Genomic DNA, 12,202 nt, shown 5'->3' with positions numbered 1-12,202 from the left:
CCCGGCTGAAATACTCGGCGGCGTGACGATGATGCGCACCCTGGCCGCCCTCCTGCTCGGTGTCTGCGCAGCGGTGGGCGCCGCCGTCCCCGCCCACGCCGACCAGGTCATGGAGGGCGTCTTCACCGTCACTCAGGAGGGTGGCAAGTCCGGTACCTGGACAGTCTTCCCATCGTGCGTGCCGGTGGTCGGTGACCTGCGCGAGGCGTTGTACCTGCCCGTCGGCTGCCGGCTGCACGTGCAAGCAGGCGGGGACCTCGTCGGCGGCGACGCAGTGCTCACCGGCGGTCAGTGGGCCTTCACCACCCCCAAGGACCGGGGCATGCAGTGCCCGGACGGGTCGTGGGCGCCGACGGTGGAGGTCGTCAAGTTCGACGACGTGACGATGTCGGGTGTCCGCCAGACCCAGCACAACGGCAACTGCGGACTGCAGCCGGGCATCATCTACACGCCGTTCACGATGGCCTACAAGGGCCCGCTCTCGACACCGGTCGACCGATATCCGTTGATCTGCGAACCGGGTGGACTACGGCGCTGCTTCTAGGGGGATCGCCGTGACACGCACCGAAGCGAAGCGAATCGTCATCTGGGGCACCGGATTCGTCGGGAAGATGGTCATCGCCGAGGTCGTCGACCACCCCGGCTTCGATCTGGTCGGCGTCGGAGTCGGCAACCCCGACAAGGTGGGCCGCGACGTCGGGGAGATCTGCGGGCTGTCAGCTCCGCTGGGCATCACCGCCACCGACGACATCGAGGCCCTGATCGCGCTGAAACCCGACGCGCTGGTGCACTACGGGCCGACCGCCGCGCACGCCGACACCAACATCGAGGTGATCACCCGTTTCCTGCGCGCCGGCATCGACGTGTGCTCGACCGCGATGACACCGTGGATCTGGCCGACCATGCACCTCAATCCGCCCAACTGGATCGAACCCGTCACCGTCGCATGCGAACTGGGGGAGTCATCGTGCTTCACCACCGGCATCGACCCCGGCTTCGCGAACGACCTGTTCCCGATGACGTTGATGGGCTTGTGTTCTGACGTCCGCACGGTGCGTGCCTCGGAGCTGCTGGACTACACCAACTACACCGGTGACTACGACCGGGAGATGGGGATCGGGCGGCCACCGGAGTTCACGGCGATGCTGGAGAACTCCGACATCCTCGTGTTCGCCTGGGGTGCAACGGTTCCGATGATCGCCCATGCTGCGGGCATCATGCTCGACGAGATCACCACGACGTGGGAGAAGTGGGTGACCCCCGTCGACCGGCCGACCGCCAAGGGCGTCATCGAGGCGGGAAACGTTGCGGCGGTGCGGTTCACGATCAACGGCATCTACCGCGGCGAGACCCGCATCCAGCTGGAGCACGTCAATCGCATCGGCAACGACGCCGCACCGGAGTGGCCGTCGGGCACCCAGAACGACGTGTACCGCGTCGACATCGAGGGCACACCCAGCATCACTCAGGAGACGGCATTCCGGTTCACCGACGGGTCGGGCCGCGACGCCGCGGCTGCCGGATGCCTGGCCACCGGTTTGCGTGCGTTGAACGCAGTCCCCGCGGTCAACACGCTGTCCCCCGGTTGGGTCACGGCGTTGGACCTGCCGCTGATCCCCGGGGTGGGCACGATCCGCTGACCTCAGCGGCGCTTCTCCAGCACGACATACGCGAGCGGGATCTGGGTGCGTTCCGGGGCGGCGGCCAGCCGTTCGGCGATGCCCTTTTCCAGCTGTTCGTGCAGGTGGGCGGCGCGAGGATTTGTCAGGCCGCCGTCCAACGCTGTCGTGAGCGCGGCGAAGATCGAGGCTCGCGCGAAGCCGGCCCAGCGCGCCCCGAACTCCACGGCGTCCTTGTCGACCTGGTAGCGCTCCCAGAACCGGTCCTGCGCGTCGACGATCTCCAAATGCGCGATCTCGAGGCGCTCGAAGATCCCCGACGGCGCGAACGGAGCCGTGAAGTCGGCGGCTTGGCGCGCCACGGTCGGGATGCACATCTGCGCGGACTCCTCGGCGCTGATCACGCCGGCGGCCGTCACTTCGGCGAGCGCGTCGGCCATGGCTGCGAGCAGCGGCCGGAACCCCGCGTCGCCGTCGTCTCCGATGCCCATCGTCGTCACGACCAGCCGGCCGCCGGGACACAGCTCGCGGCCGCGGAACGCGACGAACTCGTGCCAGTCGCGCGCGGCCTGACTGGCGTAAGCCGCCTGCAGCTCCCGGTCGCCGCAGGTGGCGACCTGCAGGTGGGGGCCGAGCACCGGGCCGGGCACCCGGCTCAGCCACTGGATCGCCCACGCGCTCCAGCCCAGATTCACGCTGTTCGACGGCATGATCTGCGAATAGAACGAGCGGCCGACCGCGGAGGCGTAGGCCGCCCGATCCTTGGCCAGGTAGGTGTCCGGGTCTTCCTCGAGTGTCCGGAACAGCGCGGTGAAGTCGTTGTCCGGTCGGTCGGTGTGCGCGACGAACACCGAGTGTTCCGGCCGGGTTCTGCTGCGCAGCACCGCGATCGCCGCGCCGATCGGTAACAGCGAATTGTGTCCGGTCGCGGCGCCGTAGTCGGCCAGCACGATCGGCTGCGGCGGGATGGGCAGCGGCACCGCGGCGGCGGCCTCGCTGAAGATCTCGGTCGCCCGCGTCAGCCCGGCAGCCTGCAGCCGCGACCCCGCGGTGTAGGTGCCGCTGTCGACCGGTTCCGGTCGCACCACGATGCTCGACTCGGGCATCTTCGAGACGGTAGTCCTTGGGCGCGGTCCGCGCCGACGAAAAGCGCGGGGTGCGACCCGGCATGCGACACTGTCGCACGTGTTGGGACGGGTCGGGCCCCGCATCGCGCTGATCAGTGCGGTGATGACGCTGATCGTCGGTGTGGCCGGCTTGATCGTCACGCTGGTGCTGAATGCGGTGGTGTTCGACGACTTCGACGCCTACGGCGAGATCCCGGTGCCCGGGTCAGGCCGGGTGGAGCTGCCCGCGGGGGAGGTGACGATCACGTTCCACACTGTGGTGACGGGAGGGATCGACGGCGGCTTCCCGGTGCCACCGCTGAAGTTGGGTGTCGACGCACCCGACGGCGTGGCCGATCCGGTGCTGACCGAAGTCATCAGCTCGACCACCTCGGTGAACAACGATGTGCGCGTGCGGATCTGGACCGCACAGATCGCCCAGGGCGGGGTGTACGACGTGCGCGCGGACGGTCAGGTGGGCGGCTACATCAACCCGCGGCTGGCGTTCGGGAAGGATAGTTCACCCGGCTGGGCGCTGTGGGTCAGCGGCGGCGTGATCGCGCTCGGGCTCCTCGAACTCGCGGTCGCGATCACGTGGTGGGTTCGGTCGGGGCGCCGGCCGCAACCGCTGCCCGGTCCGGTGATCCTCGACGACGCGGTGTGGCCGGGCCCCGTCCCGCCTCCGGTGCACAGTTACCAGCCCACCGACGAGGCGGTGCGCCTGGAGCAGCTCAAGACGCTGGCGGCGCTACGCGACTCGGGGGCGCTGTCGGAGGCCGAGTTCGAGGCGGAGAAGCGCCGCATCCTCGGCACGCTGTAGGCGTGGCTCAGCTGCCGCGGGAGACCCACTCGTCGTAGTGCACGAGCTCGTCGCCCACGGTCGTGGAGTCGCCGTGGCCGGTGTAGACGACGGTGTCGCCGGGCAGCGCGCCCAGGCGTCCCGAGATCGATTCCAGGATGGTGGGGAAGTCCGAGTACGACCGCCCGGTGGCGCCCGGCCCCCCGGAGAACAGCGTGTCGCCGCTGAACACCGCGGTCAGCTCCGGTGCGTGCCAGCAGACCGAGCCCGGGGAGTGACCGGGTGTGTGCAGTGCCCGCAGTTCGATACCGGCCACCTGGAGCGTATCGCCGTCGTTGACCGCGCGGAAGTCGCTGTCTGGGTGCGTCATCCGCCACAGGACGTCGTCGGCGGGGTGCATCAGCACCGGGGCGTCGAGAGCCTTGGCGAGCTCGGGTGCGACGGTGACGTGGTCGTTGTGGCCGTGGGTGCACACCACCGCGATGACGTTGCGGCCGCCCACCGCCTCGATGATCGGGGCCGCGCTGTGGGCGGCGTCGAACACCACCACGTCGGTGTCGTCGCCGACGAGCCAGATGTTGTTGTCGACATCCCAGCTGCCGCCGTCGAGCTCGAAGGTGCCGCTGGTGACGAGCCGCTGGATGGCGCTCACAGCACGACCACCGAACGCAGCACCTCGCCGGCGTGCATCTTGTGGAACGCGTCTTCGATCTGGTCGAGCCCGATGCGTTCGGAGACGAACTTGTCCAGCGGGAACCGGCCCTGCAGATACAGCGAGATCAGCGTCGGGAAGTCCCGTTCGGGCAGGCAGTCGCCGTACCAGGACGACTTCAACGACCCACCGCGGGAGAAGAAGTCGATGAGCGGCATCTCCAGCGTCATGTCCGGCGTCGGAACCCCGACCAGGACCACGGTGCCCGCGAGGTCGCGGGCGTAGAACGCCTGCTTCCACGTCTCGGGCCGCCCGACGGCGTCGATCACCACGTCGGCGCCGAAGCCGTCGGTGAGGTCCTGGATCGTCTCCACCGCATCCAGTTCCTTGGCGTTGATGGTGTGAGTGGCCCCGAAGTGCCTGGCCCACTCCAACTTCCGGTTGTCCATGTCCACGGCGATGATGCGCTTGGCGCCCACCAGCGCCGCGCCGGCGATCGCGGCATCACCGACGCCGCCGCACCCGATGACTGCCACGGTGTCGTCACGGTTGACCGCGCCGGTGTTGATGGCCGCACCCACGCCTGCCATCACGCCGCAGCCGAGCAGCCCTGCCGCGGCGGGGTCGGCGGCCGGATCGACTTTGGTGCACTGACCTTCGTGGACCAGGGTCTTGTCGGCGAACGCGCCGATGCCCAGCGCGGGGGTCAGCTCGGTGCCGTCGGTCAGCGTCATCTTCTGCGCGGCGTTGTGGGTGTCGAAGCACAGGTGCGGGCGGCCGCGTTTACAGGCCCGGCACTGGCCGCACACCGCGCGCCAGTTCAGGATCACGAAGTCACCGGGCTCGACGTTGGTGACACCCTCGCCGACCGTCTCGACGATGCCCGCGGCTTCGTGGCCGAGCAGGAACGGGAACTCGTCGTTGATGCCGCCCTCGCGGTAGTGCAGATCCGTGTGGCAGACCCCGCACGCCTGGATGTCGACGACGACCTCACCCGGCCCGGGGTCGGGGATGACGATGTCCACCACCTCGACCGGCTGGCCCTTCGAACGAGAGATCACTCCGCGCACCGTTTGAGTCATGCCTGAACCCTAATATGTCGTGCACACTTCCAGACATGGCCGATCCCATGCCTGCGGTGTTCCTCTCGCACGGCGCCCCGCCGCTCGTCGACGACGCGCTGTGGGTGTCCGAACTACAGACCTGGTCCGCGGACCTGCCGACCCCGACGGCCATCCTCATCGTCTCCGCCCACTGGGAGGCCGCGCCGCTGACCATCGGGTCCACGGACTCGCGCACTCCGCTGACCTACGACTTCTGGGGATTCCCCGAGCACTACTACGCCACCAGCTACGACGCCCCGGGAGCGCCGGAACTCGCTGTGGCCGTGCAGAAATCGGTGGCATCGCACACCCCCGTACACCATGACGCGGACCGGCGTCTCGACCACGGCGCCTACGTCCCGCTGACCGTGATGTACCCCGACGCGGCGATTCCCGTCCTGCAGATCTCTCTCCCCACACTGGATCCGGAGCAGCTGCTGTCCCTCGGCTCACGTCTGCGGCCGTTGCGCGACGAGGGTGTACTGATCATCGGGTCGGGGTTCACCACGCACGGGCTGCCCTTCCTCGAGGATCCCTCGCCGGGTGCGACCCCTCCCGCGTGGTCGGTCGAGTTCGACCTGTGGGCACACGAACGGCTGGCCGCGGGAGACGTGGACGCGCTCGTGGATTTCGGCCACCGCGCACCGGGCATGCCGTATGCGCATCCGACGGTCGAGCACTTCGCGCCCCTGTTCGTCGCACTCGGTGCCGCGACCGATCCGGCGCTCCCGCCGCGCCAGGTGATCGACGGCTACTGGATGGGCTTGGCCAAACGGTCCGTGCAGCTGACCTGAGCGCCGGCGTCGCTACGCTCATGACCGATGAGCGCACTCGACGCCCTGGCCGACTGGCCCGTCCCCACCGCGGCCGCTGCCGTCGTCGGCCGGGACGGGGCCCTGGCCCACCACGGCGACCAGACGCAGACGTTCCCCCTCGCCTCGGTGACCAAGCTGCTCGCCGCACGCGCCGCACAGATCGCGGTCGAAGAAGGGGTCTTCGAGCTCGACACCCCGGCCGGGCCGCCGGGGGCCACCGTGCGCCACCTGCTGGCGCACGCGGCGGGCTACGAGATGACCTCGGAGAAGGTGCTGGCCGCACCCGGTACCCGGCGGATCTACTCCAACCACGGCTTCGCCGTGTTGGCCGACGTGCTGGAGCGCGAGTCCGGCATCCCGTTCACCGAGTACCTGAGCGAATCGGTGTTCGCCCCCCTGGAGATGTCGGACACCACCCTGGACGGGGGTGCGGTGGCAGCCGGCTACGGCGCGACGTCGACGGTCGCCGACCTGACGGCATTCGCCGGCGAGCTTCTGACGCCCGCTCTGGTGTCGGACCAGATGCACGACTCGGCGATCTCGGTGCAGTTCCCCGGCCTCGACGGGGTGCTGCCCGGCTACGGCCGGCAGAAGCCCAACGACTGGGGGCTGGGCTTCGAACTGCGCGACGGCAAGACGCCGCACTGGACCGGGGCACACAACTCTGTGCGGACCTTCGGGCACTTCGGGCAGTCGGGGACGTTCCTGTGGGTCGATCCAGACGCCGCGCTCGCGCTGATCGTGCTCACCGATCGGCCGTTCGGTGACTGGGCCCATGACGTGATGCCGGCCCTGTCTGATGAAGTTCTGAGAGATTACAGGGCGGACTAGCGCAACACGCGCCTCACAAGGCACAATTGCACCTGAAGAAACAATTTCATCTGCTGACTCACTCGGAAACCACCAGGTCGTTGGGGAAGACGTCCCTCGTGGAGCCGAAGGAGCAACAGATGCGTGCAGCGAATCAATTCGCCGACACGACGACGGGTGTGGTGTACGTGCATGCCTCACCCGCGGCGGTGTGCCCGCATGTCGAGTGGGCGTTGTCGTCGACCCTCAACGCGAGGGCGAATTTGAAGTGGACGCCGCAACCGGCCATGCCCGGGCAGCTGCGTGCCGTGACGAACTGGGTGGGCCCCGTGGGCACCGGCGCCGCGCTGGCCAATGCCCTGCGGTCATGGTCGGTGCTGCGTTTCGAGGTGACCGAGGACCCGAGCCACGGCGTCGACGGGCACCGCTGGTGCCACACCCCCCAGCTCGGGCTGTGGAGCGGCGCGATGAGCGCGAACGGCGACGTGATGGTCGGGGAGATGCGGCTGCGCACGCTGATGGCCTCCGGCGCCGACACGCTCGCGGCAGAACTGGACTCTGTGCTGGGCACCGCGTGGGACGAGGCTCTGGAGGCCTACCGCGACGGCGGCGTGGGCGCCGAGGTCAGCTGGCTCAGCCGCGGCGTCGGATAGCGGGCCTGGTAGCCGGTCCTAGCACCCGCAACGCGCCCGGCACCACGGTGAGCTCCACGGGCAGCGGGCACACATACTCGCCGTCGGCGTAGGCGGTGATTCCCGGGGACTCGACGAGGATGGTCTTGGCTCTGCGCGTCGTCACCTCGTCGAGGTCGACGTGGGTGCCCTTGAACACGGTCGGGAACAGCCGGATCAGCCGCGTGCGTGACGCCGACGCCACCATCGTGACGTCGAACAGCCCGTCGGTCGGGTCCGCGCCAGGGCAGATGAGCATGCCGCCGCCGTAGCTGCGGGTGTTCCCGAACGCGGCCAGTGTGAGCTCGGTCTGCACCACGTCGCCGTCGAAGGTGAGCCGGAAGGGCAGCAACCGCAGCTGCGAGATCTCGGCCAGCATCGCGAAGTTGTAGCGCATCCGCCCGTGCGGCCAGCGCATCCGGTTGGTCCTGTCGGTGACCAGGGAATCGAAGCCCGCCGCCATCACCGTGCCGAACCACCGCCGGGTGCCGTCGGCGCCGGTGATCAACCCGAGGTCGTAGGTGCCGATCGCGCCGTCGACGACCGCGTCGGCGGCTGCCTCGGGCGCGGTGGGGATGCCGAACGCGCGGGCGTGGTCGTTGCCGGTGCCCGCGGGGACGATGCCCAGCGGGGTCGATGTCTCGGCGAGAATCTGCAGCGCCAGCGAGACGATGCCGTCGCCGCCGACCACCACCAGCGCGTCCATCTCGCGCTCCAGTGCGGCCTCGACGAGCTCGCGGGCGTGTGTGGGATCACGGCCGACGAGGGCGACGACGTCGACGCCGCGGGCCTGGAAACGGCTGATCGCTCGTTCGGCGGCGTGGCGGGCGTTGCCGTGACCGGAGGCCGGATTGGTCAGGACGACGATCCGGTTCACGGAATCAGCTTGCCCGGGTTCATGATTCCTGTCGGATCGAGCGCCGACTTGACCGCGCGCAGCACGGCGACGCCGAGGTCGCCGACTTCGTCGCGCATCCAGGGGCGGTGGTCCGCACCCACTGCGTGGTGATGGGTGATCGTCGCGCCCACGCGCATCATCGCCTCCGAGGCGGCGGTCTTGGCGGCACGCCACTGCTCGATCGCGTTGCCGCGCTGGGCGGCCACGACGGTGAAGTAGAGCGACGCACCGGTGGGGTAGACGTGCGAGATGTGGCACAGCACCAGCGCCGGCGTTCCCGAATCGGCCAGCGAGCGCGTCAGGGCCTCGGTGACAGCTGCTTTCAGGGCCGAGACGTTCGACCAGGACGTCGCCGTCTCCAGCGTCTCGCACAGCGCGCCGGCCGACAGCAGCCCGTCCCGCAGATAGGGGGCGTTGAACCGACCGTGCTCCCACGCACGCGCCGGACCTTCGCCGAGTGAAGTTCCACCCTTGGCGCTCAACAGCTCTCGCGTCTCGGCGTGCCGGCTCGCGGCATGCGCCTCGGTGCCCTCGAAGGCGGTGATGGCCAGGCAGCCTCCGGTGATCTGGGATTCGCCGATGCTGTCGGTGGTGGCCAGGTTCACCCCGGTCTCCGCCTCGTCGGAGAGCCGGATCACCGTCGGTCCGGTCCCGGTCTGGGCGACGGCCCGCAATGCGGCTGCGCCGGTGGCGAAGTCGGGGAACGACCACGCCTCGTAGCGCGTGGTCTCGGGGACCGGATGGACACGCACCCGCACTTTGGTGATGATGCCGAAGACGCCCTCGGAGCCGAGCAGGACGTGCCGCAGGTCCGGTCCGGCGGCCGAGGCCGGCGCACGACCCACGTCGAGCACGCCCGCCGGGGTCACGGCGCGCAGACCGCGCACCATGTCGTCGAAGCGGCCGTAGCCGGCGGAATCCTGACCCGACGACCGGGTCGCGGCGAAGCCGCCGATCGTCGCGAAACAGAAGCTCTGCGGAAAGTGGCCGAGTGAGAAACCGCGCTGCACCAGCAGTTTCTCGGCCTCGGGCCCGGTCAGGCCCGCCCCCAGTTCGGCCTCCCAGGAGACCTCGTCGAGCGAATGCAGCTCGTCGAATCGGCGCAGATCCACCGACACCACGGCCTTGAAGTCTCCGCGCATCGGGTCCAGGCCGCCGACCACGCTGGTGCCACCGCCGAACGGGACGACGGCGATACTGTGGTCGGCGCAGAACCGCAGCAGCGTGGCGACCTCGTCGTCATCACCGGGCACCAGCACCGCGTCCGGACCGTCCTGCACGCCGAAGTCCCTGCGGCGCAACAGATCCAGGGTCGACTTCCCGCCCGCGCGCAGCAACCGGTCCCGGTCATCGACGAGGACGTGCTCGGCGCCGACGATCGCGGCCAGGCCGTCGCGGTCGCTCGGCGAGAGCGCCGACGGGCGCACCCTGACCTGCTCGAGGGTGGGCTCCGCCGCGGGCTGGGCGTCGATGCCCAGAGCCTGGGTGAGCAGCGACCGAATGCCGGGGGACAGGGGCGTCGCCGCGGCGGGATCACCCCAGGCGTTCCATGCCATCGGGGGTCGTGTGGGCTGGCCAGCGAGCGAAGACATGCGTTACAGTATTACAGATGGTGTCAATCCGTAACTCCGATTCGGGTGTCGAGAAGCGCATTCTCGATGCGGCAGCGGCGTGCATCCTCGCCTACGGCGTCGAACGGACGACGATGACCGAGATCGCGCGACGGGCCCGGGTCAGTCGGCCCACCATCTATCGTCGCTGGCCCGACATCCGCTGGGTGATCGCCGAGCTGCTGACCGTGCGTATCGCCGGCGTCCTCGAGCAGGTGCCCGACCGGGGCCCCGGCAGGGAGGCGACGGTCGAGCGCGTGGTGGCCGTCGCCGAACACCTTCGCAAGGACGAGATCGTGCAGTCGGTGATCCGCAACGCGCCCAACCTGGCCATGGTCTACATCGCCGAACGGCTGGGCACCAGCCAGCAGATCCTCATCGACGCGCTCGCCGCGGCGATCAAGGCCGGCCAGGCCCACGGCAGCGTGCGCCCCGGCGATCCCCACGAGCTGGGCGCGATGTGCCTGCTGATCACCCAATCGACGATCCAGTCCGCGCAGATGGTGGAGAAGCTGCTCGACGGCACGGCCATCAACGTGGAACTGGCCCGCGCGCTCAACGGGTACCTGGCGCCGTGAGCCGCCCCGTGACCGCGGCTTTGAACGCCGGTCGACGCTCCGCAGAGCTGCAGGAGCTCGGCGACGGTGCGCCGCTGGACGTGCTGGTCATCGGTGGCGGCATCACCGGCGTTGGGATCGCGCTGGACGCGGCGACACGCGGGCTGTCGGTGGCCCTGGTCGAGAAGCACGACCTCGCCTTCGGAACCAGCCGGTGGAGTTCCAAGCTGGTGCACGGCGGGCTGCGGTACCTCGCCAGCGGCAATGTCGGCATCGCCCGTCGTAGCGCCGTCGAGCGCGGAATCCTGATGACGCGCAACGCCCCTCACCTGGTCCACGCGATGCCGCAGCTGGTGCCGCTGCTGCCCGAGATGAACCGTGCCTCGCGCGCACTGGTCCGATTCGGCTTCGCGGCCGGCGATGGGCTGCGGGCTCTCGCCGGCACGCCCGCATCGGTGCTGCCGCGGTCCCGTCGGATCGACGCCGCTGCGGCCATCGCGTTGGCGCCCACCGTGCGTCGCGACGGACTGGACGGTGCGCTGCTGGCCTACGATGGGCAGCTCGTCGACGACGCGCGCCTCGTCACCGCGGTCGCCCGCACGGCCGCCCAGCACGGCGCCCGCATCCTGACCCGGGTCGAGGCGAGCGCGGCGTCGCGCACATCGGTGACGCTGACCGACACGCTGTCGGGCGAGACACTGGACGTATCGGCACGGGCGGTGGTGAACGCGACCGGCGTGTGGGCCGGTCAGGTCGACACGTCGTTGCGGCTGCGGCCCAGCCGCGGGACGCACCTGGTGTTCGATGCCGCGGCGTTCGGCAATCCGACTGCGGCGCTGACGATTCCGATACCGGGCGAGATCAGCCGGTTCGTGTTCGCCATGCCCGAGCAGCTCGGTCGCGTCTACCTGGGCCTCACCGACGAAGACGCCCCGGGCGCGATCCCCGACGTGCCCGAAGCGACTCCGCAGGAGGTGCAGTTCCTGCTCGACACGGTCAACACGGCGCTCGCGACCTCGCTCGGACCGACGGATGTGGTCGGCAGCTACGCAGGGCTGCGGCCGTTGATCGACACCGGCGCCGGCCGCACCGCAGACGTCTCACGAGAGCATGCGGTCACCGAGTCGCCGAGCGGGGTGCTCAGTGTGATCGGCGGCAAGCTGACCGAATACCGTTTCATGGCGGAGGATGTCGTTGACCGCGCGATCTCGCTGCGCGGACTGGCCGCCGGGCCGTGCCGCACCCGCAACCTCCCGCTGATCGGGGCGCCCTCGAATCCTGCTGCCGCGCAACAGGCGTCGGATCTGCCGGAGTCGCTCGTGGCGCGCTTCGGCGCCGAGGCGCCCGACGTGATCGCCCGGGCGACGTGCCCGCGACCCACAGAGACTGTCGCCGAGGGCATCGATGTCACGCGCGCAGAACTCGAGTACGCCGTCACGCACGAAGGAGCGCTGAACGTCGACGACATCCTCGACCGGCGTACGCGCATCGGCCTGGTGGCCGCCGACCGCGAACGCGTCCTCGCCGCGGCGCAGGAGATGCTCGCCGGGAGAACCGGCTAG

General features: G+C 69.7%; 13 protein-coding genes. 8 read left to right on the top strand and 5 right to left on the bottom strand.

What is annotated here, in order from left to right; translation table 11 throughout:
- Nucleotides 1-22 precede the first annotated feature (22 nt).
- A complete protein-coding gene (locus tag ACZY1G_RS22780) occupies nucleotides 23-544 on the top strand; it encodes a hypothetical protein (RefSeq protein ID WP_463817328.1) in 522 nt (173 codons plus the stop codon).
- A gap of 10 nt (nucleotides 545-554) precedes the next feature.
- Nucleotides 555-1,640, top strand: a complete 1,086-nt coding sequence (locus tag ACZY1G_RS22775) for an NAD(P)H-dependent amine dehydrogenase family protein (protein WP_463823691.1) — start codon at nucleotides 555-557, stop codon at nucleotides 1,638-1,640.
- A 2-nt stretch (nucleotides 1,641-1,642) separates the two neighbouring features.
- Here the strand turns inward: ACZY1G_RS22775 and ACZY1G_RS22770 are convergent, their stop codons facing one another.
- On the bottom strand, nucleotides 1,643-2,725 hold the full coding sequence (locus tag ACZY1G_RS22770) for a class I SAM-dependent methyltransferase (RefSeq protein ID WP_463823690.1): 1,083 nt from the start codon (nucleotides 2,723-2,725) through the stop codon (nucleotides 1,643-1,645).
- A gap of 79 nt (nucleotides 2,726-2,804) precedes the next feature.
- Between ACZY1G_RS22770 and ACZY1G_RS22765 the strand changes: the two genes are divergently transcribed.
- Nucleotides 2,805-3,545: an SHOCT domain-containing protein gene (locus tag ACZY1G_RS22765; RefSeq protein WP_463823689.1), complete on the top strand. Its 741-nt coding sequence runs from the start codon at nucleotides 2,805-2,807 to the stop codon at nucleotides 3,543-3,545.
- Nucleotides 3,546-3,552: 7 nt separating this feature from the next.
- Here the strand turns inward: ACZY1G_RS22765 and ACZY1G_RS22760 are convergent, their stop codons facing one another.
- Together ACZY1G_RS22760 and ACZY1G_RS22755 are read right to left on the bottom strand one after the other, a co-directional pair.
- A complete protein-coding gene (locus tag ACZY1G_RS22760) occupies nucleotides 3,553-4,176 on the bottom strand; it encodes an MBL fold metallo-hydrolase (protein ID WP_463817324.1) in 624 nt (207 codons plus the stop codon).
- Nucleotides 4,173-5,258, bottom strand: coding sequence for an S-(hydroxymethyl)mycothiol dehydrogenase (locus tag ACZY1G_RS22755; RefSeq protein ID WP_463817323.1), 1,086 nt, complete (start codon nucleotides 5,256-5,258; stop codon nucleotides 4,173-4,175). The genes ACZY1G_RS22760 and ACZY1G_RS22755 overlap by 4 nt, the downstream gene beginning before the upstream one ends.
- Nucleotides 5,259-5,293: 35 nt before the next feature.
- Between ACZY1G_RS22755 and ACZY1G_RS22750 the strand changes: the two genes are divergently transcribed.
- From ACZY1G_RS22750 to ACZY1G_RS22740, 3 genes are all read left to right on the top strand, one after another.
- Nucleotides 5,294-6,073 carry a dioxygenase family protein gene (locus tag ACZY1G_RS22750; protein WP_463817322.1) on the top strand — a complete coding sequence of 260 codons (780 nt, stop codon included), beginning with the start codon at nucleotides 5,294-5,296 and terminating at the stop codon, nucleotides 6,071-6,073.
- Nucleotides 6,074-6,100: 27 nt separating this feature from the next.
- Entirely contained in the window at nucleotides 6,101-6,925 is an 825-nt protein-coding gene (locus ACZY1G_RS22745) for a serine hydrolase domain-containing protein (protein WP_463817321.1), read from the top strand.
- 119 nt (nucleotides 6,926-7,044) lie between these two features.
- Complete coding sequence (locus tag ACZY1G_RS22740; RefSeq protein ID WP_463817320.1) at nucleotides 7,045-7,557, top strand: DUF3145 domain-containing protein; 513 nt, start codon at nucleotides 7,045-7,047, stop codon at nucleotides 7,555-7,557.
- Here ACZY1G_RS22740 and ACZY1G_RS22735 read toward each other — a convergent pair.
- Nucleotides 7,538-8,452, bottom strand: coding sequence for a diacylglycerol kinase (locus ACZY1G_RS22735; protein ID WP_463823688.1), 915 nt, complete (start codon nucleotides 8,450-8,452; stop codon nucleotides 7,538-7,540). The two genes, ACZY1G_RS22740 and ACZY1G_RS22735, sit on opposite strands and share 20 nt — an antisense overlap.
- A complete protein-coding gene (locus tag ACZY1G_RS22730; protein ID WP_463817757.1) occupies nucleotides 8,449-10,029 on the bottom strand; it encodes an FAD-binding oxidoreductase in 1,581 nt (526 codons plus the stop codon). Before ACZY1G_RS22730 ends, ACZY1G_RS22735 begins: the two co-directional genes overlap by 4 nt.
- A gap of 53 nt (nucleotides 10,030-10,082) precedes the next feature.
- Between ACZY1G_RS22730 and ACZY1G_RS22725 the strand changes: the two genes are divergently transcribed.
- Both ACZY1G_RS22725 and ACZY1G_RS22720 read left to right on the top strand, forming a co-directional pair.
- Nucleotides 10,083-10,661: a TetR/AcrR family transcriptional regulator gene (locus ACZY1G_RS22725; protein ID WP_463817318.1), complete on the top strand. Its 579-nt coding sequence runs from the start codon at nucleotides 10,083-10,085 to the stop codon at nucleotides 10,659-10,661.
- A complete protein-coding gene (locus ACZY1G_RS22720; RefSeq protein WP_463823687.1) occupies nucleotides 10,658-12,202 on the top strand; it encodes a glycerol-3-phosphate dehydrogenase/oxidase in 1,545 nt (514 codons plus the stop codon). Before ACZY1G_RS22725 ends, ACZY1G_RS22720 begins: the two co-directional genes overlap by 4 nt.

Source organism: Mycobacterium sp. IDUB_5, from assembly GCF_055419565.1.
This window is presented reverse-complemented; position numbering and strand designations above follow the sequence as displayed.

Excerpts from the sequence above, each read along its gene's own strand:
- ACZY1G_RS22745 (WP_463817321.1), top strand. The coding sequence starts at position 6,101 with ATGAGCGCACTCGACGCCCTGGCCGACTGGCCCGTCCCCACCGCGGCC.
- ACZY1G_RS22770 (WP_463823690.1), bottom strand. The coding sequence starts at position 2,725 with ATGCCCGAGTCGAGCATCGTGGTGCGACCGGAACCGGTCGACAGCGGC.
- ACZY1G_RS22730 (WP_463817757.1), bottom strand. The coding sequence starts at position 10,029 with ATGGCATGGAACGCCTGGGGTGATCCCGCCGCGGCGACGCCCCTGTCC.
- ACZY1G_RS22755 (WP_463817323.1), bottom strand. The coding sequence starts at position 5,258 with ATGACTCAAACGGTGCGCGGAGTGATCTCTCGTTCGAAGGGCCAGCCG.
- ACZY1G_RS22750 (WP_463817322.1), top strand. The coding sequence starts at position 5,294 with ATGGCCGATCCCATGCCTGCGGTGTTCCTCTCGCACGGCGCCCCGCCG.
- ACZY1G_RS22740 (WP_463817320.1), top strand. The coding sequence starts at position 7,045 with ATGCGTGCAGCGAATCAATTCGCCGACACGACGACGGGTGTGGTGTAC.
- ACZY1G_RS22725 (WP_463817318.1), top strand. The coding sequence starts at position 10,083 with ATGGTGTCAATCCGTAACTCCGATTCGGGTGTCGAGAAGCGCATTCTC.